The following is a 26,095-nucleotide window of genomic DNA, read 5'->3' as shown; positions in this document are numbered from 1 at the left end:
ATCGCGGTCGGCGGCTTCCTCACCCCGCAGGGCGCGGCCGACTTCGGCTGGTTCGCCTACAGCCCGCTGTCGGACGCGGTCCGCAGCCCGGGCATCGGCGCCGACCTGTGGATCATGGGTCTGGCCTTCTCCGGCTTCGGCACCATCCTCGGCTCGGTCAACTTCGTCACCACGATCATCTGCATGCGTGCCCCGGGCATGACGATGTTCCGCATGCCGATCTTCGTGTGGAACGTGCTGCTGACCGGTGTGCTGGTCCTGCTGGCCTTCCCGGTGCTGGCCGCCGCGCTGTTCGCGCTGGAGGCGGACCGCAAGTTCGGCGCCCACATCTTTGACTCGGCCAACGGCGGAGCGTTGCTGTGGCAACACCTCTTCTGGTTCTTCGGCCATCCAGAGGTGTACATCATCGCCCTGCCGTTCTTCGGCATCATCTCCGAGGTCATCCCGGTCTTCTCCCGCAAGCCGATGTTCGGCTACATGGGTCTGATCGCGGCGACCATCGCGATCGCGGGTCTGTCCGTGACCGTGTGGGCGCACCACATGTACGTCACAGGTGGCGTACTCCTTCCGTTCTTCGCCTTCATGACGTTCCTCATCGCCGTACCGACGGGCGTGAAGTTCTTCAACTGGATCGGAACGATGTGGAAGGGCTCGTTGTCCTTCGAGACACCGATGCTCTGGGCGACCGGCTTCCTGATCACCTTCACCTTCGGTGGTCTGACCGGCGTCATCCTGGCCTCGCCGCCGATGGACTTCCACGTCTCCGACTCGTACTTCGTGGTGGCGCACTTCCACTACGTGGTGTTCGGCACCGTCGTCTTCGCGATGTTCTCCGGCTTCCACTTCTGGTGGCCGAAGTGGACGGGCAAGATGCTCGACGAGCGCCTCGGCAAGATGACCTTCTGGACGCTGTTCGTCGGCTTCCACGGCACCTTCCTCGTCCAGCACTGGCTGGGTGCCGAGGGCATGCCGCGTCGTTACGCCGACTACCTCGCGGCCGACGGCTTCACCGCCCTGAACACGATCTCGACGATCAGCTCGTTCGTCCTCGGCGCGTCGCTGCTGCCCTTCTTCTACAACGTGTGGAAGACGGCCAAGTACGGCAAGCCGGTCGGCGTCGACGACCCGTGGGGCTACGGCCGCTCGCTGGAGTGGGCCACGTCCTGCCCGCCGCCGCGGCACAACTTCCTCACCCTGCCGCGGATCCGTTCCGAATCCCCGGCGTTCGACCTGCACCACCCTGAGATCGCCGCCCTCGACCAGCTCGAGAACGCACCTCACGGTGACAAGGCTCTGGCTGGTGGCAAGGAGGCCGGCAAGTGAAGGTTCAGGGCAAGATGTTCATCTGGCTGAGCGTCTTCATCCTCGCCATGGCGATCGTCTATGGCGTGTGGTCGAAGGAGCCGGCCGGTACCACGGCGCTCTTCCTGGCCTTCGGCCTTGCCATCATGATCGGCTTCTACCTGGGCTTCACGGCCCGGCGGGTCGACACGGGTGCGCAGGACAACAAGGAAGCGGACGTCGCGGACGACGCCGGCGAGGTCGGGTTCTTCAGCCCGCACAGCTGGCAGCCGCTCTCCCTCGCGATCGGAGGCGCCCTCGCCTTCCTGTCGATCGCGATCGGCTGGTGGCTGATGTACTTCTCGGCGCCGCTGGTCCTCATCGGTATCTGGGGCTGGGTCTTCGAGTACTACCGCGGTGAGAACCGCACCCAGTAGCACGAGCTGAGCTCATCGGGAGCCCGGACACTCCGCCAGGAGTGTCCGGGCTCCCTCTTTTGCAGTAATCCGACTCACCCGTACGTGTCACCCGGCGCGCCGCCCCTGACGCCGCTTCCTAGCGTGAAGCCATGAGCAACAGAGCACCGCGCACGAAGACCGTCATAGGCTGCACGCTCCTGCTGACCGCACTCGGCGCGAGTGCCGCCGCCTGCAGCAGCGACGGCAACCCGCTGGCCGCCGACCCCTACGACGCGGCCGACCAGATCGCCTTCAACGGCCCCTCGGGCGACGGCAAGAAGGCCGACCCCGACAAGCCCCTGGAAGTCACCGCGGAGGACTCCGACGGCCGCATCACGGACGTCACCGCCAGGGACGCCGCAGGACGCTACGTCGCGGGCGAACTCTCCGCCGACGGCACCCGCTGGCACAGCACCTCCCCGCTCGCCGCCAACGCCCGCTACACGGTGCGTGTGAGCACCGAGGACGAGGACGGTGCCCCCGGCCGCAAGGTGCTCACCTTCGACACCAGCCGGCCGACCACCAAGAAGCATCTGACGGTGCAGTTCGGCCCCAAGGCGGGCAAGTACGGCGTGGGGCAGCCCATCACCGCCGCCCTGAACCAGCCCCTCAAGGACAAGAAGCAGCGCGCCATAGTCGAGCGGGCCCTGAAGGTCGACTCCACGCCCGCCGTGGAGGGCACCTGGCACTGGGTGGACGACAAGGAACTCCACTACCGCCCCAAGGAGTACTGGCCCACCGGCGCCACGATCCGGGCCCGCAGCAACCTCGACGGCGTGAAGATCGGCGAACGCCTGTGGGGCGGCAAGGTCAAGCCGCTGCGAATAACCATCGGCGACCAGGTCATAGCCGTCACGGACGCCGCGTCCCACCAGCTGACGCTCTACCGGAACGGCGAGGAGGTCAGGTCGATACCGGTCACCACCGGCAAGCCCGGCTTCGAGACCCGCAACGGCGTCAAGGTCGTACTGGCCAAGGAGTACTTCGTACGCATGCGCGGCACGAGCATAGGCATAGCGGCGGGCTCCTCGGAGTCGTACGACCTACCCGTCTACTACGCCACCCGCGTGACCTGGAGCGGCGAGTACGTCCACGCGGCCCCCTGGTCGGTCGGCTCCCAGGGCTACGCCAACGTCAGCCACGGCTGCACCGGCATGAGCACCGCCAACGCCTCGTGGTTCTTCGACAACATACGCGAGGGCGACATCGTGAAGGTCATCAACTCGTACGGCAACACGATGGAACCGTTCGGCAACGGCTTCGGCGACTGGAACCTGCCGTGGCAGAACTGGCGCAACGGCAGCGCGCTGGTAGCCGGCACACCAGAGGGCCCGAGCCCGTCGGAGAAGGCAAGACTGAGGCCACAGAGCATTTGAAGCGACCTCAGGGGCAGCGCCCCTTCAGGGGCGCGGGGAACTGCGCGACCAGCCACAACCGGACCCGCAGTCGCCCGCGAACCTCAAGCTCCCGAGCTCTCAGGCGCTCTGAAGCCGCTTCGTCCGCAACAGAGAAGCCAACGCCCCCGCGAACTCCACCGGCTCCACAGGCAACGTCACCGCCGCCTCAGCACGGCTCCACGTGGCCAGCCACGCATCCTGCGGCCGCCCGATGAGCAACAGCACCGGCGGGCAGTTGAACACCTCGTCCTTGATCTGCCGGCACACCCCCATGCCCCCCATGGGCACGGCCTCGCCGTCCAGCACACAGACGTCGATGTCCCCCTTGTCCAGCTCGCGCAGCACCGCGGCCGGCGTCGCGCACTCCACGAACCGCACCACGGGAACGTCCGGTGCGGGCCTGCGCCCGGTGGCGAGCCGCACCTGCTCGCGGGTGTTGGAGTCGTCGCTGTAGACCAGCACCGTGGCGGTCGGCTGCATTGTTCCTCCGTGACGTCTGCGTCGTAAGGACAGGCCCGTTGGGCCGGATGCTACTCCCTTGAACACCACGTCAACACCGGTATGAACGGGGAAGACACTCCGAACGGCACCCCCCGGAGTGAGGGCGGGATAAGCGACCGACATAATGTCGGTCGTGGCGACAGCAACGACAGTAGACAAGGGTCACGCGCACCCGTCGGTCAACCGACCGAACCTCACCAGCGTCGGAACCATCATCTGGTTGAGTTCCGAGCTGATGTTCTTCGCGGCCCTCTTCGCGATGTACTTCACCCTGCGATCGGTGACCGGTCCGGACTTCTGGCACGAGAAGGCCGACGCCCTGAACTTCCCGTTCTCGGCGACGAACACCACGATCCTGGTGCTCTCCTCCCTCACCTGCCAGCTCGGCGTCTTCGCCGCCGAGCGCGGTGACGTGAAGAAGCTCCGGGGCTGGTTCATCGTCACCTTCATCATGGGTGCGATCTTCATCGGCGGTCAGGTGTACGAGTACACCGAGCTGGTCAAGCACGAGGGCCTCTCGCTCTCGTCCGACCCGTACGGCTCGGTCTTCTACCTGACCACCGGCTTCCACGGCCTGCACGTGACGGGCGGTCTCATCGCCTTCCTGCTGGTCCTCGGCCGCACGTACGCGGCCCGGAGGTTCACGCATGAGCAGGCGACCGCCGCGATCGTCGTGTCCTACTACTGGCACTTCGTCGATGTCGTCTGGATCGGTCTCTTCGCCACGATCTACATGATCAAGTAGCCGGGCCCGATCCCGCGCGCGTTCAACAAACGCACTTACCGAAGCATCGACGCAGAAGATCCTGACACCGGGGTAATCCGTGAAAAAGCTCTCCGCACGACGACGCCATCCGCTGGCGGCGGTCGTCGTCCTACTCCTCGCGCTGGCGTGCACGGGGGGGCTGTACGCCGTGTTCGCGCCCGCGGACAAGGCGCAGGCCGAGGAAACCGCCCAGTCCCTCACCATCGAGGAGGGCAAGAAGCTCTACGCCGTCGGCTGCGCCAGCTGCCACGGCACCGGCGGTCAGGGCACCTCCGACGGTCCGAGCCTGGTGGGTGTCGGCGCCGCCGCCGTCGACTTCCAGGTCTCGACGGGACGTATGCCTGCCGCCACCTCCCAGGGCGCCCAGGTCCCGAAGAAGAAGAACATCTACTCGCAGGCCGAGATCGACCAGCTCGCGGCGTACATCGCCTCGCTGGGCGCCGGCCCGAACGTCCCGACCGAGGAGCAGTACGGCCCCGAGGGCGCGGACATCGCCAAGGGCGGCGAGCTCTTCCGCAACAACTGCGCCCAGTGCCACAACTTCACCGGCAAGGGCGGCGCTCTGACCAAGGGCAAGTTCGCGCCGAGCCTCGAGGGCGTCGACCCGAAGCACATCTACGAGGCCATGCAGACGGGCCCGCAGAACATGCCGTCGTTCCCCGACACCACGCTGTCGGAGCAGAACAAGAAGGACATCATCGCGTACCTGCACGCGGTCAACAGCGACGAGACGGTCAACCCGGGTGGTCTGGAGCTGGGCGGTCTCGGGCCGGTCACCGAAGGCCTCTTCTCCTGGATCTTCGGGCTCGGCGCAATGATCGCGGTCGCCGTCTGGGTCGCCGCTCGGACCGCAAAGGCCAAGAAGTCATGAGTAGCCAAGACATTCCAGAAGAGAACCTGCCCGCTGAGCAGGACGCCCACGTCGCGGTAGCGGACGAGAAGAACCCCTTCGCCGACCCCGGCCTGCCGCCCCACGAGCACCGGATCCAGGACATCGACGAGCGGGCCGCCAAGCGGTCCGAGCGCACGGTCGCCCTGCTGTTCACGGTGTCGATGCTGGCCACCGTCGGCTTCATCGCCTCGTACGTCGCCATCCCGCACGACAAGTCGATCTTCGTCTTCCCGATCGGTCACCTCAACGCGCTGAACTTCGCGCTGGGTCTGACCCTCGGCGGGGCGCTGTTCTGCATCGGCGCGGGCGCGGTCCACTGGGCCCGCACCCTGATGTCGGACGAGGAGGTCGCGGACGACCGTCACGCGATCGCGGCGGAGCCCGAGGTCAAGGCCAAGGTCATGGCCGACTTCCGGCAGGGCGCCAAGGAGTCCGCGCTGGGTCGCCGCAAGCTGATCCGCAACACCATGTTCGGCGCGCTGGCCCTGTTCCCGCTCTCCGGTGTCGTCCTGCTGCGTGACCTCGGTCCGCTGCCCGGCACCAAGCTGCGCCACACCCTGTGGTCCAAGGGCAAGCTGCTCGTCAACATGAACACCAACGAGCCGCTGCGTCCCTCGGACGTCGCGGTCGGCTCCCTCACCTTCGCCAAGCCGGAGGGCCTGGAGGAGCACGACCACGAGTTCCAGAACGAGATCGCCAAGGCCGCCCTGATGATCGTCCGGCTCCAGCCTGCCGACATCAAGGACAAGCGCGAGCTCGAGTGGTCGCACGAGGGCATCGTCGCGTACTCGAAGATCTGCACCCACGTCGGTTGCCCGATCTCCCTGTACGAACAGCAGACGCACCATGTGCTCTGCCCCTGCCACCAGTCCACCTTCGACCTCTCCGACGGTGCCCGAGTGATCTTCGGCCCGGCCGGCCACGCCCTGCCGCAGCTGCGCATCGGCGTGAACGACGAGGGCTACCTCGAGGCGCTCGGCGACTTCGAAGAGCCCGTCGGTCCTGCATTCTGGGAGCGCGGATGAGCACTGAGTCCACCACCGAGTCGCGCTCGCGCGACAAGGCACCGGCCGGCGAGCGCGTCGCCGACTGGGCCGACGGCCGACTGGGGATCTACTCCCTGGCCAAGGCCAACATGCGCAAGATCTTCCCCGACCACTGGTCGTTCATGTTGGGTGAGGTCTGCCTCTACAGCTTCATCATCATCATCCTCACGGGTGTGTACCTGACGCTGTTCTTCCACCCGTCGATGAACGAGGTGGAGTACCACGGCTCCTACGTCCCGCTCCAGGGACAGCTCATGTCGGAGGCGTTCAGCTCCACGCTGCACATCTCCTTCGACGTGCGCGGTGGTCTGCTCATCCGGCAGATCCACCACTGGGCCGCGCTGATCTTCCTCGCCGGCATGTTCGTGCACATGATGCGCGTGTTCTTCACGGGCGCGTTCCGCAAGCCGCGTGAGATCAACTGGCTGTTCGGCTTCCTGCTGTTCGTCCTGGGCATGTTCACCGGTTTCACCGGCTACTCGCTCCCGGACGACCTGCTCTCCGGCACCGGTGTCCGCTTCACCGAGGGCGCGATCCTGTCCATGCCGATCGTCGGCACGTACATCTCGTTCTTCCTCTTCGGCGGCGAGTTCCCGGGCACCGACTTCGTGGCCCGCTTCTACTCGATCCACATCCTGCTGCTGCCGGGCATCATGCTCGGCCTGGTGGTCGGCCACCTGATCCTGGTCTTCTACCACAAGCACACGCAGTTCGCGGGCCCCGGAAAGACCAACAAGAACGTGGTCGGCATGCCGCTGCTGCCGGTCTACATGGCCAAGGCCGGAGGCTTCTTCTTCCTGGTCTTCGGTGTCATCGCGGTCATCGCCGCGATCGCGCAGATCAACCCGATCTGGGCCATGGGTCCCTACCGTGCGGACCAGGTGTCCACGGGCGCCCAGCCCGACTGGTACATGGGCTTCGCCGAGGGTCTGGTCCGCTACATGCCGGGCTGGGAGGTCAACTTCTGGGGTCACACGCTCGTCCTGGGTGTGTTCATCCCGCTGGTGCTCTTCGGTCTGGTCCTGGGTGCGATCGCGGTCTACCCGTTCATCGAGTCCTGGGTCACCGGCGACAAGCGCGAGCACCACATCCTGGACCGCCCGCGCAACGCCCCGACGCGTACCGCGTTCGGTGTCGCCTGGATCACGGTGTACATGATCGGCCTGGTCGGCGGTGGCAACGACCTGTGGGCCACCCACTTCCACCTGTCGATCAACGCGGTCACCTGGTTCGTCCGGATCGGGTTCTTCGCCGGACCGGTCATCGCGTTCATCGTCACCAAGCGGATCTGCCTCGGCCTGCAGCGCCGGGACAAGGACAAGGTGCTGCACGGCCGCGAGTCGGGCATCATCAAGCGCCTGCCGCACGGTGAGTTCATCGAGGTGCACGAGCCGCTCAGCCAGGACGCGCTGTACACGCTCACCGCGCACGAGCAGTACCAGCCGGCCGAGATCGGTCCGAAGGTCGACGAGAACGGCGTCGAGCGCAAGGTGAAGGGCTCCGAGAAGCTCCGCGCCAAGCTCAGCAAGTCGTACTTCGGCGAGGACGGTCAGATCCCCAAGCCGACGGTCGACGAGTACAAGGAGATCACGAGCGGCCACGGCCACCACTGATCGCTGCGTTTCGCCACGCCACGGTCAAGGGCCCCATCCGGTTGTACGGGTGGGGCCCTCGGCCGTGCCGGGGCGCGGGCCCCGTCCGGTCTTCGGACGGGGCCCTTCGCCGTGCCCTGCGGCTGGATAGGGTGGACCTCGTTGAGACCCGCGTCCCGTAGTGCGGGACACCACAACTGACCCAGGAGCGGCTTATGAGCGCTGTGACCCCCGCTGGAGGCGACACCGCGGCGGGCCGTTCCTGGCCCGAGGTGCTGAGTGCCCTGCTCGGCGGACAGGACCTGAGCGCCGGCGACACGGCCTGGGCGATGGACCGCTTCATGAGCGGCGAGGCGTCGGACGCCCAGATCGCCGGCTTCATGGTGGCCCTGCGGGCCAAGGGCGAGACGGTCGAGGAGATCAACGGTCTCGTCGAGGCGATGTACGCCCACGCGCAGCCGTTGGACATTCCCGGCCCGGCCGTCGACATCGTCGGCACGGGTGGTGACCGGGCCAAGACGGTCAACATCTCGACGATGTCCGCCATCGTGATCGCGGGCGCCGGCGCGAAGGTCGTCAAGCACGGCAACCGGGCGTCGTCCTCGGCGAGCGGCTCGTCCGACGTGCTGGAGAAGCTCGGCATCAACCTCGACCTGTCGCCGGAGGGCGTGGCACGGGTGGTGGACGAGGCCGGGATCACCTTCTGCTTCGCGGCCAAGTTCCACCCCTCGATGCGGTTCGTCGGCGGCGTCCGGCGGGACCTGGGGATCCCGACCTCGTTCAACCTCCTCGGCCCGCTGACCAACCCGGCTCGCGTCACCTCCTCGGCCGTCGGCTGCTTCGACACCCGGATGGCGGGCCTCATCGCCGGCGTCCTGGCCGAGCGCGGCTCGTCCGCGCTGGTGTTCCGTGGCGACGACGGTCTCGACGAGCTGACGACGACGGCCACTTCGCGCGTGTGGGTCGTCCGCGACGGCAAGGTGACCGAGGAGGGCTTCGACCCGCGCGACGTCGGCATCGAGCTGGTACCGGTGGAGGCGCTGCGGGGCGCGGACGCCTCGTACAACGCGGAGGTCGCCCGACGGCTGCTGGAGGGCGAGACCGGGGCCGTACGGGACGCCGTGGTGCTCAACTCGGCCGCGGCGCTGGTGGCGTTGGAGCCGACGGACGCTCCGCTCACCGAGCAGATCCGGCTCGGCATGGCGAGGGCGGCGGAGTCGATCGACTCCGGGGCGGCGAAGCGGACGCTGGAGCGTTGGGTGGCGGCCAGCAACGCCTGAGTTCCACGTGATGTGACGCAAGGCGCAGTCCGGATTCTGGACTGCGCCTTGCGCGCTGATGATCGTGTGGCAGGATATTGGACCAGGTCATGAGTGACAGTCATGAGGCCCCGGCCGACTGTCCGGCAACCCTCCGTCCGTGGCGGGGTGCCCCGGGTGAAGACCAGGCCGTAGGCAGCGAGGTCTACGGCAAGCGCGGGCCCCTCTCGAAACCAGGGGTCCTGGTCGTTCGAGGGAGTCTTCCGTGAGCAAGCGAATGCGATAGGGCCGCCCGAGCCCCGCCTCCGCGCACCCTTTTCTCTTTCCCGCATGCCACTCAACTCGCATGCCTCTCACGGGAGTTCGCCATGTCTGTCTCCACCGCTGCCGCCGCCCAGACCATTTGCTCCCCGCTGCCCGTTCTGGGCCGTGATGTCACCGTCCCGCTCGTCACCGGCGGCGAGGTCACCTACGCCGCGCTCGACTACGCCGCCAGCGCCCCGGCGTTGCAGCGCGTCTGGGACGACGTCGCCGCCTATGCCCCGTACTACGGCAGCGTCCACCGCGGCGCCGGGTACCTCTCCCAGCTCTCCACCGACCTGTTCGAGAACGCCCGCAGGACGGTCGCCGAGTTCCTCGACTGCCGGGACACCGACCAGGTCGTCTTCACCCGGTCCACCACCGACTCGCTCAACCTCCTCGCCGCCGCGCTCCCGGCCGACTGCCAGGTCTTCGTCTTCGAGACCGAGCACCACGCCTCCCTGCTGCCCTGGCGCGACGCCCGCGTCACCTACCTCAACGCGCCCCGCACCCCCCGCCAGGCCGTCGAGACCCTGGAGCGCGCCCTCGCCGACCGCGACCCGTACGGCCCGGCCCTGGTCTGCGTCACCGGCGCCTCGAACGTCACCGGCGAGCTGTGGCCGGTCCGCGAGCTGGCCGCCGCCGCCCACGCGCACGGCGCCCGGATCGTGCTCGACGCCGCCCAGCTGGCCCCGCACCACCCGGTGAGCGTCCAGGACCTCGACGTCGACTGGGTCGCCTTCTCCGGCCACAAGCTGTACGCCCCCTTCGGCTCGGGCGTCCTGGCCGGCCGCGCCGACTGGCTGCGCGAGGCGGAGCCGTACCTGGCGGGCGGCGGTGCCAGCCGCAAGGTCTCCCGGCGCGAGGACGGGGGAGTGGACGTCGAGTGGCACGAGAGCGCCGCGCGGCACGAGGCCGGGTCGCCCAACGTCATCGGCGCCTACTCCATCGCCTCCGCCTGCAAGGCCCTCACCGAGGCCGGGTTCGACGACCTGGTCGCCCGCGAGCAGTACCTGATCGAGAAGGTGCGGGCGGGGCTCGCCGAGGTTCCCGAGGTCCGGATCCTCTCCCTCTTCGGTGACGACGCCCCGCGCGTCGGCGTCATCTCCTTCGTCGTCGACGGCTGGAACAGCTCCCACTTCGCCGCCGCGCTCTCCGCCGAGTACGGCATCGGGGTGCGGGACGGCCTGTTCTGCGCCCACCCCCTGGTCCGCACGCTGCTGGGCAGCGACCCGCAGACCCAGGGCGAGTGCGGCGCCCCGGAGGCCGCTCCCGGCGAGAAGTCCCTCAACGCGATCCGGGTGAGCTTCGGGGCCGGTACGCCGGACGAGCACGTCGAGCGGTTCGTGGGCGCCGTGAAGGAGCTGGTCCAGGACGGCGCGCAGTGGAACTACCGCACGGAGGACGGGCGTTGCGTGCCGGACACCTCCGCGTGAGCCGGTAGCCGGGCGCCCAGCAGGATCATCCGCAGGGCGCGTTCGGTGGCGTCCGTGAGGAGTTCGGAGGCCCGCACCAGGGCCTCCGCCAGGGCCATCGGCGCCGGCAGGATCCCGCTGAACGCGTCCACGCCGGGCACGTCCCGCGCGCCCTCGCCCAGCGTGCCCGCCAGCGCGAGCACCGGGCGCCCGTACAGCTTGGCCCGGCGGGCCACCTCGGCGGGGACCTTGCCCCTGGGCGTCTGGTGGTCCAGGGCGCCCTCGGCGGTGACGACCAGGTCGGCGCGGGCGAGGCGGGCGTCCAGGTCGAGGTGGTCGAGCAGCACCTCGAAGCGGGGCAGGAGGCGGGCGCCCAGTGCGGCGAGGCCCGCGCCCAGGCCGCCGGACGCACCGGTGCCGGGGCCGTGGTGCAGGTCGGTGCCCACGGCCCCCAGGTCGCGGGTGAGGACGTCCGCCCAGTTCCGCAGGCCGGCCGACAACTGCTCGACCTGCGCGGGCGTCGCCCCCTTCTGCGGGCCGAAGACGCGGGCCACGCCGCGCTCGCCGCACAGCACGTTGTACGGGTTGCAGGCGACGAGCAGCTCCACGTCGCGCAGCCTCGGGTCCAGGCCGGTCGGGTCGATCCGGGCGAGGCGGGTCAACTCGCCGCCACCATGCGGGAGTTCGAGGCCGTCCGCGTCCAGCAGGCGGGCACCGAGGGCCTGGAGCGCGCCGGCGCCCCCGTCGGACGTACCCGAATCACCGCAGCCGATCAGGACGCGCCGTACGCCCGTGTCGAGCGCGGCGCGGATCAGTTCGCCGACGCCGTACGTCGTCGTGGCGCCCGGGTCGCGCAGGGCGCGTGGGACGAGGGACAGCCCGGCCACGGCTGCCATCTCCACGACCGCCGTGGCCTGGGAACCCAGCAGGGCGAAGTGCGTACCGATCCGTTCGCCGACCGGGCCCGTGGCGGGCAGCGCGACGAGGCGCCCGCCGGTCGCGGCGGCCAGGGCGGCGGCCGTTCCCTCGCCGCCGTCCACCAGGGGGATCAGATCGAGCACGGCGTCCGGGAGGACCCGGCGTACGCCGTCCGCGATGGCGTCGGCGGCGGCCTGGGCGGACAGGGACTCCTTGAAGCCGCTGGGGGCTACGACGACTCGGGTCAGCATGGGATCTCCTAGCGGGTCACGGGTACGCCGAGCAGCGGCCAGACGGCGACGGCGAAGAGCAGGACGAGGGCGGCGGTCAGCGGGGCGAGGACGGCGGAGAGGCGGAGCAGGTCGCGCGGGGTGTAGGTGGGCGTTCCGGGGAGGTCGGAGAAGAGCGTGACCGGCTTGGCCGAGGCCGGGAGCGTGTGGCAGAAGCCGGCCGCGGCGGTCGATGCCAGTGCGGCGGCGACCGGGTTGACGCCGGCGCCGACGGCCGCCGCGACGACCAGCGGGACCAGGACCGAGGAGCGGGCCGAGCGGGACTGCAGAACCAGGTGGGCCGCCGTGCTGATCGCGATCACCACGGCCAGGAACATCAGCGGGCTGATGCCCGTGGGGAGCCCGTCGACCAGCCATTTCGCCGCTCCCGAGTCGGCGAGTGCCACGCCCATCGCCATCGTCGCGGCCATGAACAGCAGCAGCGACCAGGGCACGGTGCCGAGCGCCGCCTTGAGCCGGACCGTGCCGAGGGCCGGTGAGGCCGCCACGACCGCGCCGATCAGCGCGACGACGGCGGGCGGCACCCGGTGCAGCGGCTCGCTGCACCACAGCACGACGACCGTGCCGAGCAGCAGTGCGCACCGCTTCTCGGCCTGCGACCAGGGACCGGTGACCGGGTGGTCGCTGTGCTGCTGGATCTGCTCGGGAGTGATGCGTACGGCGCCCTTGCGGTCCGCGCGCCGGGTGGTCGTCAGCAGGACGGTCTCGGCGGCCAGGTGGGACGACGCCACGGCCAGGGGCAGGCCGAGCAGCAGCCACTCGGTGAAGCCGATCCGGTCACCGGTGGCCTGCCACAGCACGGACACGGTGATCAGATGCGCGCCCGCCCCGATCAGGGTCGCCACCGCCGACAGCAGGATCACGGTCGGGAACAGCAACGCCAGCATCACGACCAGTCGCCGCCGGTCGGCCAGCGCCTTGGCCAGTGCGAGGAACACCGGCAGCGCGAGGGCGGCCCGCCCCGAGGTGGCCGGCACCGCGAACGCGGTGACGACCAGGGCGGCCGTGGTGAGGTGCACGAGCTGCCGTACGGTGCGCGCCCCGCCGACCAGGAACGCCGCCGCCCGCCCCGCGAGACCGGTCCGGGTCACCGCGGCCGCCAGCACGAAGGCGCAGATCAGCAGCCACACCGTGGAGTCGCCGAGGGTGCCGAAGAGCGTGTCGCTGCTGATCACCCCGGTCACCGTCAGGGCGAGCCCGGCGCCCAGCGCGATGTAGGTGTCGTCGAGCGGAGTGGCGACCCAGGCGCAGGTCGCCAGGGCGAAGACGGCGAGGGTGAGGCGGGCGTCGGCGCCGAGGCCGGGGAAGTTCCCGGGTACCGCGAGCAGCGCGCACAGGGAGAGCGCCGCGCACAGGGCCGCGCTCGGACGGAGGTTCAGGGTCACGTCATCGAGGATTCACCTGGGCGGTGAGCCTTCGATGAGCCGTACATGAAGGAGACTTCACGCGGGCAGAGGGGGCGCCGAACGGACAGCGGAAGGGGCTTCAGGCGGACAGGCGGTACCCCACGCCGCGCACCGTCTGGACCCGTTCGGCGCCGAGCTTCTTGCGCAGCGCCCGCACGTACACGTCCACGATGTTGGAGCCGGGGTCGAAGTCGTAGCCCCACACGTGCGACAGGATCTGCTCGCGGGACAGTACCTGCCCCGGATGCCTCAGGAACAGCTCCAGGAGCACGAATTCACGGGCCGTCAGGTCCACGGTCCGCTCGTCGGCCCGCGCCCGCCGGGTGCGCAGGTCCAGGGTGAGCGAGCCGGACCGCAGCACCGTCACCTCGGGCGCCCGGGCCGCCGTACGCAGCCGAAGGCGCACCCGGGCGAGCAGTTCCTCGAAGCGGAACGGCTTGGTCATCCAGTCGTCGGCGCCGCCCTCCAGACCCGCCACCGTGTCCCGTACGGAGTCCCGCGCGGTCAGCACGATCACCGGGACCGTCACCCGGGCCTCGCGCAGTTCGCGCAGCACCGTGAAGCCGTCCCTGCCGGGCAGGCCGATGTCCAGGACCACCAGATCGAAACCGCCGGTCAACGCGTACTCGTATGCCGCGTCGCCGTCGCCGACGACGGTCGTGGTGAAGCCGTTGGAGCGCAGGCCCTTCTCGACGAAGGAAGCGATGCGTTCCTCGTCCTCGACGATCAGAATGCGGTTCACGCGCGCACCTCTTCGTTCACGCTCATGGATGGGCCTCTTCCAGGGTCAGTACGAAGGTGGCGCCGCCGCCCTCCGTGCCGCGCAGCCCCACCCGGCCGCCGTGGGCCTCCGCGATCGCCCGGACGATCGACAGGCCGAGCCCGGCGCCGGAGCCCCGGGCGCCACGGCGGGACGTGCCGCGCCGGAACCGTTCGAAGATCACCTCGGCGTCCTGCGGCTGGACTCCGCACCCGGAGTCGGCGACGTACAGCTCGACGCCCGGCCCGTCGGCGCGGGAGCCGATCCGGACGGCCTGCCCGGGCGCGGTGTGCTGCACGGCGTTCTGGGCGAGCTGGACCATCGCCTGCGTGATCCGCTGAGGGTCCAGCCGGGCCTCGACGTCGGCCACCTCGGCGAGCTGCCAGTCCCGTTCGCCGAGGGTGCGGGCCTTGACGTAGACGTCGGCGGTGAGCTCGGCGAGCTGGACCGGCTCCGGGGTGACGAAGTCGGGACGCTCGGCCTTGGCGAGCAGCAACAGGTCCTCGACGATGCGGCTCATCCGGTCGAGCTCGTCGGTGACCAGCCGGATGGTCTCCTCGCGCTCGGCCGGGTCGTCGCCCATCAGCTCCAGATGGCCGCGCACGATGGTGATCGGCGTGCGCAGCTCGTGGCCCGCGTCGTCGACGAACTCGCGCTGGGCGGCGAAGGCGCGCTCCAGCCGGTCGAGCATCGCGTTGAAGGTCTCCGCGAGCGCGGCGATGTCGTCGCGTCCGTGCACCGGGATACGGCGGGTGAGGTCCTGCTCGGTGAGCTGCGCGGCAGCCGTGCGCACCAGGCGTACGGGCTTGAGGATGCGCCCGGAGACCGCCCAGCCGATGCCGGTCATCATCAGTAGGGCGACCCCGGAGATGGCCAGCAGGATCCGGAACTCGTCGTTCACGGCGGCCTGTTCGCGCCCCGGGTGGAAGGCGACCACGAACGCGGCCTCCGTCGCGCCGCCGGCCCGGGCGACGGCCACCTTCGCCCAGCGGATCTCGCCCGACGCGCGCTGCAGCGTGCCCGTGGAGTCGGCGGAGTCGAAGATGCGGCGACGGGCGTCGGCGTCCTTGTGCAGGGGGAGGGCGACGGGGATGTCGCGCGGCTGGATGATCTGCGCCGGGGTGTGGCCCGGCCGGCCCACCAGGCCGATCAGCTCCTCGTCCGGGTCGGCGTACTGCCGTACCAGGAACTCCCGCAGCAGCCGCGACGGATCCGTGAACGGACGGCCGGTATCGGGGTCGACACCCCGCTCCTCGAAGTTGGCGAACTCACCGGCCTCCTGCGCGAGCAGCCCGTTCACCCGGTGGTCGACGTCCCGCAACAGGATCGAGCGCGTGGTCGTCGCCACGGACACCAGTCCCACGGCCATCACCAGCAGCAGCCAGAGCAGGATGCGGACGCGGGCGGAGATCCGGCGGCGCACGGGGCTGGGGGGTGACTCGGGGCCGGGGACCGTCTTCGCGATCATGCCGACGCCGCGGGGCCCGGGACGCACGCACCCGAGCTCTTCGAGGGGGGAGCGCCCCCGGCGGGGGCTTGCGCGTCGTACGCCGGGAGCGGGTGCCGGATGCCGCTCCGTCTTCCACGGACATCCATCAGAAGGGCCCTAGCCGTCGTCCCCGGGCTCACCACGGTCGTCGTCTCCGGTCTCCCGGTCGGGGGCGTCGTCATCGTCGTCACTCGTGGGGCTGTCGGCCACGGGGGGCCGGGACACGACCTCGTCGCTCGGCGTCGGTACGGGCCGGGTGGGCGTCGGCGTGGGGGAGCCGCTGTCCAGCTCCACCTTGGCCGGGACCTTGGGAGACTCCGGACTGTCGGTGAGGGCGAAGCTGGTCGCGGCGATGCCGAGCGGAATCGCCACTACGGCGGCCAGGGCCGCGATCCGGTGCGAGAAGACCATGCTGCCGATCCTGCCCGGGCTCCCGGCGGTGAGGATGAGCCCAGGATGAAGAACTCTTCATCCTGGGGCGCCGCTCAGCTGTCCAGGCCGATGGCGAACGCGGCCTCGATGTCGTGCTGGGAGTACGTACGGAACGCCACGTGGGTGTCCGTCCCCTCGACGCCGGGGATCTTGCTGATCCGGCCGGGGATGACCTCGGCGAGGTCCTCGTGCTGCTTGACCCGCACCATGGCGATCAGGTCGTACGTACCGGTGACCGAGAAGACCTCCGTCACACTCTCCAGCGAAGCGATCCGCTCCGCGATCTCGGGGATCCGGTCCACGCTGGTCTTGATGAGGACGATCGCGGTGATCACGGTTGGTTCTCTCCCTCGGGGGCCGGAGCTGGGGCGGGCCTCACTCTAGTAGGCCGTCCGAACCTGGCCCACGCGAAGCCGAAGCCCAGTGCGAAGCCCACCAGGTGCGCCAGATACGCCACCCCCGGCCCCTGGTCCGCCCGCCCCGCCGCCACCCACTGCAGGGCCACCCAGAAGGGCAGCACCACCCAGGCCGGGAAGCGCAGTGGAAGGAAGAGCAGGAACGGCAGCAGGCTTGTCACGCGTGCCCCGGGGAAGAGGAACAGGAACGCGCCGAGGACGGCCGAGATCGCCCCGGACGCGCCGACCAGGGACTGGGTGGAGTCGTCGTTGGCGGCCGCGTAGCCCAGCAGGGCCAGGTAGCCGCAGCCAAGGTAGAAGAGCGTGAACTGGACGCGGCCCATCCGTTCCTCGGTCATCGCGCCGAAGACGTAGAGGAAGAGCATGTTGCCGAGCAGGTGTACCCAGCTGCCGTGCACGAAGAGGGCCGTGGCGGGCGTGAGGGCGGCCCGGGGCGCTCCCTCGAACAGCTCCGCGGGGACCACGCCCCAGCGGTGGAAGTAGGCCCGCTGCGCGGCGAGCAGCCCCTCACCGGAGCCGTACGCCGGATTGAGCCCCGCGGCCGGGCCGATCAGGAAGAGCAGGGAGCACAGGACGATCAGACCGTAGGTCACCGGCGCCGGCGACCGCAGGGCCGATCGGCCCGCTCTGGCGAACCGAGTCCCGAAATGCGCCACGCTCCAGTTGCCGATCATGAACACAGAGCATGACGTAACGGGACGCAGCCGCACAGACCGCCTCGCCGCCCGAGACGGACAGGCGGCGAGTACCCGCCAGGCCGTAGGGTTACGAGCCACACGCACCGGGGAGTCCGGGAGCGTCACCGACAATAGAAGACCTAGAAGGAAAGAGCACGGTCACGATGACGGTTCCCCTGCCCACCGCCACGACGCGTTGGCGCTGCACCCTCTGCGGCAACCTCACGCGTTTCGACGTGACGCGCTCGTCCAAGGTCGTGGAGTACGTCCACCTCGATCTGGCCGGTGAGCCCAAGGTCGAGGAGCGCGAGGTGCTCAGTGAGACGATCGAGTCGGTGCGCTGCCGCTGGTGCAACGCGGTGGACAAGGTGGAACTCGTGGACAGGCCGGGCGCCGGCTCCTGACGGGAGCAGGCTCCTGTACAGGTGATCCCCACGGGGATCCCGCACAGGCATTGGGGTGTTACGGATGGTGGAGACACAAGGCGGGGGGCCGGGCGACGGCGCCGCTGAGGTGCTCGACCGTCCGCTGCCCGACGGCGTGCGGCGCAAGGTCGTGCAGATCGTGTCCGACGGGTTCGGCGGGCTGACCGTCGGTGAACTGCCCGCGCAACTGCGGCAGTACGCCCGGTTCGCACCGAACCGCCGGGCCAAGTTCGCCGGCAACGCGATGGCCGCGGCGCTGGAGACCGATCCGCTGTTCCGGCAGCGCATCGGGGAGAAGTTCAGAGAAGCCCAGCCGGAGCTCTCCGGCGCTCTCGACTCAGGCTCGGCGCCTCCGGCCGCGGATCCGCTCGACGTGGCGGCCGCGGCCTATGTTCTGCGGCCCACCGGCTGGGTCAAGCTGGTCACCGCGGCCGGCGAGGAGGCCGAGCGGGCCGACGCCGAGCGCGCCGACGAGGAGAGCCGCGCCGAGCTGGAGCGGCTGCGCGAGGAGCTCGCCCACGCCCGGGAGCACACCCGGCACGAGACCGAGCGGCTGCGCACCGAGCTGGACGCGGCGAAGAAGGAAGCCGAATCGTCTCACCGGAAGCTGCGGGCGGCCCTCAGCGACGTCAAGCGCGGCGAGGCCGCCCTGCGCAAGGTCCAGGCCGAGATGGAGGCCGTGCGCGCCGAGGGGCAGACCCAGCTCTCCGCGGCCGAGAGCGAGGCCCGGCGGCTCAAGGCGCGGCTCGGGGAGGCCGAGGCGGCCCTGGAGGCCACGCGCAGAGCGGCACGCGAGGGCCGCAGCGTCGAGGACATGCGCGTACGGCTGCTGCTCGACACCCTGCTGGACGCCACCCAAGGCCTGCGCCGGGAACTGGCGTTGCCGCCGGTCTCCGTGCGGCCCGCCGAGACCGTGGACGCGGTCGAACCGGGACGAATGACCCCGAAGGACATCGCCGCCCGGGCCCTGTCCGAGAACGACCCCGCGATCCTCGACCAGCTCCTCGCCCTGCCTCAGGCGCACTTGGTGGTCGACGGCTACAACGTCACCAAGACCGGCTATCCCCAGATGCCGCTGGAGAAGCAGCGCTTGCGGCTGCTCGGCCAGCTCTCGCAGCTCGCCGCCCAAACCGGGGCAGAAGTGACCTGTGTCTTCGACGGGGCCGAGCTGGCCGCGCCGGTGCTGCTGGCGCCGCCGCGCGGAGTGCGGGTGCTGTTCTCCAAGCCGGGTGTGACCGCCGACGAGTTGATCCGCCAGCTGGTGCGCGCCGAGCCGCCGGGCCGTCCGGTCATCGTGGCCTCGACCGACCGCGAGGTGGCCGACGGGGTGGCCCGGGCCGGAGCGCGGCCGGTGGCTTCTGCGGTGCTTCTCAAGCGACTGTCCTGAATAGGTCAACGTACTGGCGCAATGCCCGAATTGACCTAGCGGATACGCAACGCAGTGTCAAGCGCGCATCACCTCATGTGAGTTGTGTGTAAAGAATGATGGGTGTGACGAGATTTTTCGTGTGAGGATTTGATCTGATCACAAGAGGGTCACTAGGGTCTGGCGTCGAACCTCCGAGCGGGTGATCACTCACAAGAAGGGTTTCACCTCAGTGGCGTCCCACCGTCGACCCAAGCAGCCGAGCCGAGCACGTGTGACCGTGCTGACCACCGCGGCGGCTGCTGCCGTGGCCATCAGTTCGCAGGCGGCCAACGCGGCCCCCAGCGAGAAGCCGAGCAAGGACGAGGTCAAGGCCAAGGTCGACAAGCTCTACGAGCAGGCCGAGCAGGCCACCGAGAAGTTCAACGGGGCCAAGGAGAAGCAGGAGAAGCTCCAGAAGGAGATCTCCACCATCCAGGACAACGTCGCCCGCGGCCAGGAAGAGCTCAACGAGCTGCGCGACGCCATGGGCCTGGCGGCCGCCGCCCAGTACCGCACGGGCAGCATCGACTCCTCCGTCCAGCTGTTCCTGTCGTCCGACCCGGACGACTACCTGGACAAGGCGTCCACCATGGACCAGCTGAGCGCCCAGCAGGTCGACTCGCTGAAGAAGATCCAGGAGAAGCAGCGCGAGCTGTCCCAGCAGCGCGCCGAGGCCGCCGACAAGCTCAAGGACCTCTCCTCCACCCGCACCGAGCTGGGCAAGAAGAAGAAGGAAGTCCAGGCCAAGCTCGCCGAGGCGCAGAAGCTGCTCAACTCCCTGACGGCCGCGGAGAAGGCCGCCCTCGCCGCCGAGGAGGCCCGCGCCAGCCGCTCCGCCGCCGACCGCGTGGACCTCGGCAACGTCGGCTCCGCCTCCGGCCGGGCCCAGGCCGCCTTCCAGGCCGCCCAGACCCAGCTCGGCAAGCCGTACGTCTACGGCGCCACCGGCACCGCCTCCTACGACTGCTCGGGCCTGACCTCCTGGGCCTACGCCCAGGCCGGCGTCTCCATCCCGCGCACCTCGCAGGCCCAGGCCAGCTACGGCAGGCACCTGTCGATGAGCGAACTCAAGGTCGGCGACCTGGTCATCTTCTACGGCGACCTGCACCACGTCGGCCTCTACGCGGGCAACGGCCAGATCATCCACGCCCCGCGCAGCGGCACCGTCGTCCGCTACGAGTCGATCAACAACATGCCGTTCCAGTTCGGCGTCCGGATCTGACCCCGGCCGAACGCCTCCAAGATCAACACGCCGTGCCGCCCGAACGGGCGAATCACGACAGCGCTCGCTGACCCCACGCCCCGCCGATGACCTGCGTCAGAGGCGGGGCGTCACTTTGTGTGCCCGCGGAGGTCGTTGGTCGTCACGCCGCCACGGAGTTACTGTCTGCCGCGTTTCCCCCGCTGCCGGGGGAACGGTCCTTGTCCGCGAGCGGAAGGAGAGCGGCTTCCCGTGGGGTCCCATCGCCGTCTTGCATCGTCCGGGTTCGACCGGGGCGCCGGTGCAGCGCTCTGTGTCATGTCAGCCGCCGCCACGGCCCTCGGGGTCGCACCGGCCACGGCCACGCCGCACGACGACACCCGGACCAAGGTGGACCGCCTCTACGAGGAGGCCGAGAAGGCCACCGAGGCCTACAACAAGGCCGACGAGCGCGCCGACAAGCTCCGCGACCAGGTCGGCCGGGCACAGGACCGGATCGCCCGCCAGCAGGACAGCATCAACTCCATGCGGGACGCCCTCGGTCTGCTGGCCGGCGCCCAGTACCGCTCCGGCGGCATCGACCCCTCCCTGGCCCTGCTGCTCTCCGACGACCCGGCCGACTACCTCGACAGGGCCGCCCGGATCGCCCGGATCAGCGCCCACCAGGCCGGCGAGTTGGAGGAACTCCAGGACGCCATGCGCGTCCTCGCCCAGGAGCGCGCCGAGGCGGCGAAGAAGCTCCTCGACCTGGACCGGAGCCGCAAGGCCGTCGCCACCCACAAGCGGACCGTCGAGCGCAAACTCGCCCAGGCCCGCAGGCTCCTCAACACCCTGACGGCGAGTGACCGCGCCGCCTACGACCGCGCCTCCCGCTCCGGCCGCGACTTCATGCCCGACTTCGGCAGCGACCTCGCGCCCTCGGGCCGTGCCGCGGCCGCCCTCGCCGCCGCCCACTCCGCCGTGGGCAAGCCGTACGTCTGGGGCGCCAACGGCCCCTCGGGCTTCGACTGTTCGGGTCTGATCCAGTGGTCGTACGCCCAGGCCGGCGTCGCCATGCCGCGCACCTCGCAGGGCCAGCGGCACGCCGGCCGGCAGGTCCCGCTCTCCGAGGCCCAGCCCGGCGACGTCGTCACCTACCGTTCCGACGCCAGTCATGTCGGGATGTACGTCGGCAACGGCCAGGTGATCCACGCGCCCTACCCCGGCGCACCCGTGCGTTACGACCCGGTCGGCATGATGCCGGGCGCGACGGTCACCAGGGTCTGACGACGGTCATCAGGGTCCGGCACGGGTCTGACCTCCGCGCCCGCGTCGCCGTACGATCGGGAAGTGGCTGGTCGAAGGCGGGCGTCGGGAACGCGGGTCGTCGTGGCGCTCTGTCTGCTGCTCGTCTCCCTGGTGGGGTGCGGCGGGCGGCCCGACACCGACAGCGCGCGGGCCGAGGTGCAGCGCGTCCTCGACGGCCGGGCGGCCGCGGTACTCGACGGCGACCGGGCGGCGTTCCTGCGCACGGGCGCCCAGGACTGGTTCGGCAACCTGCGCGCCGTGCCCCTCGCCGACTGGTCGTACCGCCTGACCCGCCTGCACCGCACCGGCGACACCGCCACCGCCGAGGCCGAGCTGCGCTATCGCGTCCAGGGCTACGACCGGGCTCCCGTCACGGCCGGCCGCACGCTCCGCCTGAGCCTGGACGCCGGAGGCGGCTGGTACGTCGAGGCCGACCGGCCCGCGAAGGGCTCCGCCGAACAACTGTGGGACCAGGGTCAGGTGAACGTCGTACGGGGTGACCACAGCCTCGTCATGGGCGCCGGGCAGTCCGCCGCCGCGCTGCGGCAGTACGCGGAGCTGGCGGACGACGCGGTGCCCGCCGTGTCACAGGCGTGGGGCACGGACTGGGCCCGGCACGTCGTGGTCCTGGTGCCGGCTTCGCTCGCCGACATGGCGGGGCTTCTTGCCTCGCCCGCCTCCTCCTACCGCGGGATCGCCGCGGTCACCACCGGCGAGACAGGCGCCCCGGCGAACGCGCCCGCGGACCGGATCATCGTCAACCCCGACGCGTACGGCGTGCTCGGTGCCACCGGCAAACAGGTCGTCCTCACCCACGAGACCACCCATGTCGCCACCCGCGCCCACACCACCGCCGCCACCCCGCTGTGGCTCTCCGAGGGGTACGCGGACTGGGTCGGCTACCTCGGCAGCGGCCGCTCCCCGTCCCAGGCCGCGCCCGAACTGTGGAGTGCGGTGACCGAGGGCCGGGTACCGCAGGAGCTCCCCGCCGACGCGGACTTCGGCTTCACCGGCGACTCGGGCAGGCTGGCGCGGGCCTACGAGAGCGGGTGGATGGCCTGCCGGATGATCGCGGAGCGCTGGGGCGAGGTCAGACTCGTCGAGTTCTACCGGGCCGTGGGCGCGCACGAGGAGCGGGCGGGGGCGGTCGAGGGCGCGCTGGAGGAGGTGCTCGGGACGTCGCCGGCGGAGTTCACGGGGGAGTGGCGGGAGTATCTGCGGGCTCAGTTCGGCTGATCGAGCTGAGCGATCGCCTCCGTGAGCCACGCGCGTTCCGCCTCGCCGGTCGCCCGGGCCACCCGCAGCATGCCCTGCCGGAACAGGTCGTCGGCCTCCTCCGCCCGTACGGGCTTCCCGTCCTCGTAGAAGAAGCTCGTCGGCGCGGTGAGGAACTCCAGCCTGCGGCGCAGCACTTCGGCCTGTGCCCGGCGGTCCGGCAGGTGCCGTAGGAAGGACAGGACCGTGTTGAAGCGCACCTGGTCCGTGATCTCGACCTGCTTGGGGTGGCGCAGGCGCTCCAGCAGGTCCTCGCGTCCCCGGTCGGTGAGCGACAGGATCCGGCGCGGGGCGGCGCTCGCGCCCGGCTGCGTGTGCTCGTCGAGCTTGCCCGTCTTGATGAGCCGTGTGATCGCCGGATAGAGCGCGCCGTCGCTGACCGGGCGGACGTGACCGCTCAGCGCCTTGATGCGCTCCTTCAACTCGTAGCCGTGCAGGGGTTCTTCGGCCAGGAAGCCCAGGATCGACAGCTCCAGCATGGTCCTCCTTGCGGGCGTGATGAGTCGATGGTACCTCTTATCGAGCTACCTCGAATCGAGGTAGCTCGGGAATGTTGAGGGGACGCTCCGTGAACTCGCACCGCAAGCACCTCGTCTCGCTGGCCCACCCCGTCTACCTCTCGCTCCTCGCCTCCGTCGCCGCCGGGATCATCAACACGGTCTGGGTGTCCCGGCTCGGCGGTCCGGCCGTGGCCGCCGTGGCGGTCGCCACCAACACCGAGAACGTCCTGCTCGGCGTGGCGCTCGTCTTCGGCTCCGGTACGACCGTGCTGGTCGCGCACGCCAGGGGCGCGCGGGACGCGGCGGCGGTGCGGGCGGCGGTGCGCGGGGGCTGGGCGGTGTGGGCGCTGGTCACACCGGTGGTCGTGGTGGGCGGGTTCCTGCTGCGGGAGCCGTTGGCGCGGCTGGTGCTCGGCGGCGGGGAGGGTGCGGCGGTGCCGCTCGCTGTGGGCTACTTCGCGATCTCGCTGCCGGGGATGGCGGTCTTCTTCGCGCAGCAACTGGTCGACGGGATCCTCAAGGGCGCCGGCGACACCAGGACACCGATGCGGCTGGCGCTGCTCGCAGGCGGGCTGATCCTGGTCTGCGATCCGGTCCTGATCCACCTGTACGGCGTCCAGGGCGCCGCCGCCGCGACCGTGCTGTGCCGGAGCGCGGCACTGGGGGTGGGCCTGCTCGCCCTGCGGCGGAACCGGCTGCTGCGGTCAGCGGCCGAGGTGCGGCCCGCCGAGTCGCTCACCGACGCGGCGCGGCGCACGCTGCGGACCGGGCTGCCGATGTCGGCCGACTTCACCGTGCGGCAGGCGGGCGCGCTGGTGCTGGTGGCGATCGTGGCGCGGCTCGGGGTGACGGCGGTGGCGGCGTACTCGATCGCGTACAAGGTCATGTACGTCGCCACGATGGCCTTCTACGCCGTACGCCAGGCCGCCTCCATCCACACCGCGCACCTGCTCGGCGCCGGTCGGGACGAGCGGCGGGCGATCGGGCGGCAGGCGGTGCTGGTGTCGGGGAGCGCGGGGCTGGGGGCGGCCGTGGCGCTGGGGGCCGCCGCCCCGTGGATCATGGCCGCGTTCGGCGCCGGGCCCGCCGTGGCCGACGACGGTGTGCTGTTCCTGCGCTGTGTCGGGCCGTATCTCGTCCTGATGGCCTGCTTCATCGCGCTCGGCGGGGTCTTCGAGGGGAGCGGACAAGCGCCGGTACTGCTGCGGGTGACCGTGCTCGGTACGGCCGTACAGCTGCCGCTCGCGTTCGCGCTGTCCGGCCTCGGCCTGCCCGGCGTGTGCCTGGCGCTGGCGCTCGCCATGGGGGTGCAGTGCGCGGCGGCGCTGTGGCTGCGGCGGCGGGACCGGCGTCAGGAGGGCGGGGACGTCTCCTTGGTGCGGGTGGCCTGAGGCGGCAGGGGTAGCCGAGCGGTCCGGGTCACCGTCGAGCGCCAGAGCACGCGGGCCGCGAGGAGCGTGGCGAGGACCAGCAGGCCGTTGCGGAGGAACAGGAGGGTGACGCCGAGGGCGTCGCTGGCGACGACGTGCGCGAACCAGACCGGGAACTCCAGCACCGTCACCAGGGACGCCGCGAGGACCAGGCCGACGGGCAGGGTCATCCGGCTGCCGCGGAAGCACAGGCACACGGCCGCGAGGCCGACCAGCCACACCATGTACTGCGGGCTGATCACCCGGCTCGTCGTCACGAACATCAGCACCGCCACGAAGGCCGCGTCCGCCAGCGTGTGCGACAGGAACCGCCGCGCCCGCAGCCGCCACAGCAGCAGCCACCCGAAGGCGAGCCCGCTGAGGGCGAGGGCGGCCCTGCTGACGACGTCGACGTACGGGCCGAGGAACTCCACCGAGCCGTAGTTCAGCAGCACCTGGCCGTCCCAGCCGTACTGCCGGGCCACATGGAAGACCAGCGAGCCCAGTGACTCCACCTCGGTGCCGCGGTCGCGCTGGAAGGTCAGGAAGGCGAAGGCACCGGGCATGGCGAGGGCGAACACCGCCGCGAGGGCGCCGGCGGTCAGCGCCGCCCAGCCCCAGGCGGCGCGTCTGCGGGCCGCGATCAGCAGCAGCACCGGCCAGACCTTCAGCATCGCCGCGAAGGCCGTCAGCGCGCCCATCAGCCGGGGACGCCGGGCGCCCGCGAGCAGCGCGGCCACGGCGATCGCGGTGACCATCACGTCGTAGCGCGCGTACACGGTCGGCCCGAGCAGCGGTACGCCCACCACCCACACCCAGGCCCCGCGCAGCGTCCGGCCCGGGCGCACGCCCGCGTACAGCAGGAGCAGCAGCACGGCCAGGTCGGCGGCGAAGGCGAGGACGAAGAACGCCGACGGGTAGTCCAGCCAGAACACCAGCGCGGGGGAGAGGATCGCGAGGGCGGCGGCGGGCGGGTACTGCCAGGTGACGTCGTCCATCGGGAAGGTTCCGGTGCGCAGCACCTCGTACCAGCCCTGGTAGATCACCGACACGTCGCTGGTGACGTCCGGGCCCGGGAAGACGTACACCTTGAACACGAAGAGCAGAAGGAGCACCCTGGTCAGGCCCCAGATCCCCAGAAGCCACGCCAGGGACCGCCGCGTGCCCGTCGTCTCCACCAGATCCCCTGCCGTTCACTTCCCGCCTTGAGGAGAACATGATGTCTCCTTCGGCTGTGAGTGGGCCATAAGCGTGGCCGGGCCCCGGCTGTGAACAGCGGCTTCGGTAAGGTCGGC

Annotated in this window: 25 protein-coding genes and 1 riboswitch; of the genes, 15 read left to right on the top strand and 10 right to left on the bottom strand. The window is 70.4% G+C overall.

The genetic code is table 11. From position 1 onward, the window contains the following. From ABD932_RS09145 to ABD932_RS09135, 3 genes are all read left to right on the top strand, one after another. On the top strand, window positions 1-1,323 hold a 1,323-nt coding region (locus tag ABD932_RS09145), incomplete at its 5' end, for a cytochrome c oxidase subunit I (protein WP_345010450.1). Then, a complete protein-coding gene (locus tag ABD932_RS09140) occupies window positions 1,320-1,718 on the top strand; it encodes a cytochrome c oxidase subunit 4 (protein WP_345010448.1) in 399 nt (132 codons plus the stop codon). The genes ABD932_RS09145 and ABD932_RS09140, both read left to right, overlap by 4 nt. A gap of 131 nt (window positions 1,719-1,849) precedes the next feature. After that, the gene (locus ABD932_RS09135) at window positions 1,850-3,115 is read left to right on the top strand and encodes a L,D-transpeptidase (protein ID WP_345010446.1); all 1,266 of its coding nucleotides are present in this window, start codon (window positions 1,850-1,852) and stop codon (window positions 3,113-3,115) included. Window positions 3,116-3,214: 99 nt separating this feature from the next. Here ABD932_RS09135 and ABD932_RS09130 read toward each other — a convergent pair whose 3' ends face one another. After that, window positions 3,215-3,616, bottom strand: a complete 402-nt coding sequence (locus tag ABD932_RS09130) for a response regulator (RefSeq protein ID WP_345010444.1) — start codon at window positions 3,614-3,616, stop codon at window positions 3,215-3,217. 145 nt (window positions 3,617-3,761) lie between these two features. On the opposite strand from ABD932_RS09130, the gene ctaE reads away from it, so the two are divergent. The 6 genes from ctaE to ABD932_RS09100 all read left to right on the top strand — a co-directional run bounded on the left by ctaE (window position 3,762) and on the right by ABD932_RS09100 (window position 10,928). After that, the gene (ctaE, locus tag ABD932_RS09125) at window positions 3,762-4,382 is read left to right on the top strand and encodes an aa3-type cytochrome oxidase subunit III (protein ID WP_264931280.1); all 621 of its coding nucleotides are present in this window, start codon (window positions 3,762-3,764) and stop codon (window positions 4,380-4,382) included. A 79-nt stretch (window positions 4,383-4,461) separates the two neighbouring features. Next, complete coding sequence (gene qcrC / locus ABD932_RS09120) at window positions 4,462-5,274, top strand: cytochrome bc1 complex diheme cytochrome c subunit (protein ID WP_345010440.1); 813 nt, start codon at window positions 4,462-4,464, stop codon at window positions 5,272-5,274. Then, complete coding sequence (gene qcrA, locus ABD932_RS09115) at window positions 5,271-6,320, top strand: cytochrome bc1 complex Rieske iron-sulfur subunit (RefSeq protein WP_345010438.1); 1,050 nt, start codon at window positions 5,271-5,273, stop codon at window positions 6,318-6,320. The genes qcrC and qcrA overlap by 4 nt, the downstream gene beginning before the upstream one ends. Beyond that, window positions 6,317-7,954: a cytochrome bc1 complex cytochrome b subunit gene (gene qcrB / locus ABD932_RS09110; protein ID WP_345010436.1), complete on the top strand. Its 1,638-nt coding sequence runs from the start codon at window positions 6,317-6,319 to the stop codon at window positions 7,952-7,954. Before qcrA ends, qcrB begins: the two co-directional genes overlap by 4 nt. A 194-nt stretch (window positions 7,955-8,148) precedes the next feature. Continuing rightward, window positions 8,149-9,213 carry an anthranilate phosphoribosyltransferase gene (gene trpD, locus ABD932_RS09105; protein WP_345010434.1) on the top strand — a complete coding sequence of 355 codons (1,065 nt, stop codon included), beginning with the start codon at window positions 8,149-8,151 and terminating at the stop codon, window positions 9,211-9,213. Window positions 9,214-9,298: 85 nt separating this feature from the next. After that, a riboswitch (SAM riboswitch) is annotated at window positions 9,299-9,415 on the top strand. A gap of 145 nt (window positions 9,416-9,560) precedes the next feature. Beyond that, entirely contained in the window at window positions 9,561-10,928 is a 1,368-nt protein-coding gene (locus ABD932_RS09100) for an aminotransferase class V-fold PLP-dependent enzyme (protein ID WP_345010432.1), read from the top strand. Here the strand turns inward: ABD932_RS09100 and ABD932_RS09095 are convergent. The 7 genes from ABD932_RS09095 to ABD932_RS09065 all read right to left on the bottom strand — a co-directional run bounded on the left by ABD932_RS09095 (window position 10,883) and on the right by ABD932_RS09065 (window position 17,292). Continuing rightward, window positions 10,883-12,076 (bottom strand): glycerate kinase, encoded by a 1,194-nt coding sequence (locus tag ABD932_RS09095; protein WP_345010430.1) that lies wholly within the window; start codon window positions 12,074-12,076, stop codon window positions 10,883-10,885. The two genes, ABD932_RS09100 and ABD932_RS09095, sit on opposite strands and share 46 nt — an antisense overlap. A gap of 8 nt (window positions 12,077-12,084) precedes the next feature. Next, complete coding sequence (locus tag ABD932_RS09090) at window positions 12,085-13,500, bottom strand: SLC13 family permease (RefSeq protein ID WP_345010428.1); 1,416 nt, start codon at window positions 13,498-13,500, stop codon at window positions 12,085-12,087. Window positions 13,501-13,600: 100 nt separating this feature from the next. Beyond that, window positions 13,601-14,263, bottom strand: coding sequence for a response regulator transcription factor (locus tag ABD932_RS09085; RefSeq protein ID WP_345010427.1), 663 nt, complete (start codon window positions 14,261-14,263; stop codon window positions 13,601-13,603). Window positions 14,264-14,285: 22 nt separating this feature from the next. Next, window positions 14,286-15,650: a sensor histidine kinase gene (locus ABD932_RS09080; RefSeq protein ID WP_425587429.1), complete on the bottom strand. Its 1,365-nt coding sequence runs from the start codon at window positions 15,648-15,650 to the stop codon at window positions 14,286-14,288. A gap of 237 nt (window positions 15,651-15,887) precedes the next feature. Next, on the bottom strand, window positions 15,888-16,181 hold the full coding sequence (locus ABD932_RS09075; protein WP_345010425.1) for a small secreted hydrophilic protein: 294 nt from the start codon (window positions 16,179-16,181) through the stop codon (window positions 15,888-15,890). A gap of 74 nt (window positions 16,182-16,255) precedes the next feature. Further along, window positions 16,256-16,537 carry an Lrp/AsnC family transcriptional regulator gene (locus ABD932_RS09070; RefSeq protein ID WP_048585175.1) on the bottom strand — a complete coding sequence of 94 codons (282 nt, stop codon included), beginning with the start codon at window positions 16,535-16,537 and terminating at the stop codon, window positions 16,256-16,258. Further along, window positions 16,534-17,292: a rhomboid family intramembrane serine protease gene (locus tag ABD932_RS09065; RefSeq protein WP_345010421.1), complete on the bottom strand. Its 759-nt coding sequence runs from the start codon at window positions 17,290-17,292 to the stop codon at window positions 16,534-16,536. Before ABD932_RS09065 ends, ABD932_RS09070 begins: the two co-directional genes overlap by 4 nt. Before the next feature lie 167 nt (window positions 17,293-17,459). Here ABD932_RS09065 and ABD932_RS09060 point away from each other — a divergent pair, with 167 nt between their 5' ends. The 5 genes from ABD932_RS09060 to ABD932_RS09040 all read left to right on the top strand — a co-directional run bounded on the left by ABD932_RS09060 (window position 17,460) and on the right by ABD932_RS09040 (window position 22,852). Beyond that, window positions 17,460-17,699, top strand: coding sequence for a hypothetical protein (locus ABD932_RS09060; RefSeq protein WP_062702813.1), 240 nt, complete (start codon window positions 17,460-17,462; stop codon window positions 17,697-17,699). A gap of 64 nt (window positions 17,700-17,763) precedes the next feature. Next, the gene (locus ABD932_RS09055) at window positions 17,764-19,107 is read left to right on the top strand and encodes an NYN domain-containing protein (protein WP_345010419.1); all 1,344 of its coding nucleotides are present in this window, start codon (window positions 17,764-17,766) and stop codon (window positions 19,105-19,107) included. A 211-nt stretch (window positions 19,108-19,318) separates the two neighbouring features. After that, on the top strand, window positions 19,319-20,350 hold the full coding sequence (locus tag ABD932_RS09050) for a C40 family peptidase (protein WP_345010417.1): 1,032 nt from the start codon (window positions 19,319-19,321) through the stop codon (window positions 20,348-20,350). Between the two features lie 231 nt (window positions 20,351-20,581). Next, window positions 20,582-21,595, top strand: coding sequence for a C40 family peptidase (locus ABD932_RS09045; protein ID WP_345010415.1), 1,014 nt, complete (start codon window positions 20,582-20,584; stop codon window positions 21,593-21,595). A gap of 63 nt (window positions 21,596-21,658) precedes the next feature. Further along, a complete protein-coding gene (locus ABD932_RS09040; RefSeq protein WP_345010413.1) occupies window positions 21,659-22,852 on the top strand; it encodes a hypothetical protein in 1,194 nt (397 codons plus the stop codon). Here ABD932_RS09040 and ABD932_RS09035 read toward each other — a convergent pair. Further along, a complete protein-coding gene (locus tag ABD932_RS09035; RefSeq protein WP_345010411.1) occupies window positions 22,840-23,370 on the bottom strand; it encodes a PadR family transcriptional regulator in 531 nt (176 codons plus the stop codon). The genes ABD932_RS09040 and ABD932_RS09035 overlap by 13 nt on opposite strands. Window positions 23,371-23,459: 89 nt before the next feature. Here ABD932_RS09035 and ABD932_RS09030 point away from each other — a divergent pair, with 89 nt between their 5' ends. Next, a complete protein-coding gene (locus ABD932_RS09030) occupies window positions 23,460-24,782 on the top strand; it encodes an MATE family efflux transporter (protein ID WP_345010410.1) in 1,323 nt (440 codons plus the stop codon). Here the strand turns inward: ABD932_RS09030 and ABD932_RS09025 are convergent. After that, window positions 24,743-25,978 carry a glycosyltransferase 87 family protein gene (locus tag ABD932_RS09025; RefSeq protein ID WP_345010408.1) on the bottom strand — a complete coding sequence of 412 codons (1,236 nt, stop codon included), beginning with the start codon at window positions 25,976-25,978 and terminating at the stop codon, window positions 24,743-24,745. The genes ABD932_RS09030 and ABD932_RS09025 overlap by 40 nt on opposite strands. Between the last annotated feature and the right edge of the window lie 117 nt (window positions 25,979-26,095).

The organism is Streptomyces shaanxiensis (genome assembly GCF_039537145.1).
GTDB lineage: Bacteria > Actinomycetota > Actinomycetes > Streptomycetales > Streptomycetaceae > Streptomyces > Streptomyces shaanxiensis.
This window is presented reverse-complemented; position numbering and strand designations above follow the sequence as displayed.

Coding starts and splice junctions, on each gene's coding strand:
- trpD (WP_345010434.1), top strand. CDS start 8,149: ATGAGCGCTGTGACCCCCGCTGGAGGCGACACCGCGGCGGGCCGTTCC.
- ABD932_RS09080 (WP_425587429.1), bottom strand. CDS start 15,650: ATGGCCGTGGGACTGGTGTCCGTGGCGACGACCACGCGCTCGATCCTG.
- ABD932_RS09095 (WP_345010430.1), bottom strand. CDS start 12,076: ATGCTGACCCGAGTCGTCGTAGCCCCCAGCGGCTTCAAGGAGTCCCTG.
- ABD932_RS09135 (WP_345010446.1), top strand. CDS start 1,850: ATGAGCAACAGAGCACCGCGCACGAAGACCGTCATAGGCTGCACGCTC.
- ctaE (WP_264931280.1), top strand. CDS start 3,762: ATGTCGGTCGTGGCGACAGCAACGACAGTAGACAAGGGTCACGCGCAC.
- ABD932_RS09075 (WP_345010425.1), bottom strand. CDS start 16,181: ATGGTCTTCTCGCACCGGATCGCGGCCCTGGCCGCCGTAGTGGCGATT.
- ABD932_RS09035 (WP_345010411.1), bottom strand. CDS start 23,370: ATGCTGGAGCTGTCGATCCTGGGCTTCCTGGCCGAAGAACCCCTGCAC.
- ABD932_RS09055 (WP_345010419.1), top strand. CDS start 17,764: ATGGTGGAGACACAAGGCGGGGGGCCGGGCGACGGCGCCGCTGAGGTG.
- qcrB (WP_345010436.1), top strand. CDS start 6,317: ATGAGCACTGAGTCCACCACCGAGTCGCGCTCGCGCGACAAGGCACCG.
- qcrA (WP_345010438.1), top strand. CDS start 5,271: ATGAGTAGCCAAGACATTCCAGAAGAGAACCTGCCCGCTGAGCAGGAC.
- ABD932_RS09060 (WP_062702813.1), top strand. CDS start 17,460: ATGACGGTTCCCCTGCCCACCGCCACGACGCGTTGGCGCTGCACCCTC.
- ABD932_RS09065 (WP_345010421.1), bottom strand. CDS start 17,292: ATGATCGGCAACTGGAGCGTGGCGCATTTCGGGACTCGGTTCGCCAGA.
- ABD932_RS09130 (WP_345010444.1), bottom strand. CDS start 3,616: ATGCAGCCGACCGCCACGGTGCTGGTCTACAGCGACGACTCCAACACC.
- ABD932_RS09100 (WP_345010432.1), top strand. CDS start 9,561: ATGTCTGTCTCCACCGCTGCCGCCGCCCAGACCATTTGCTCCCCGCTG.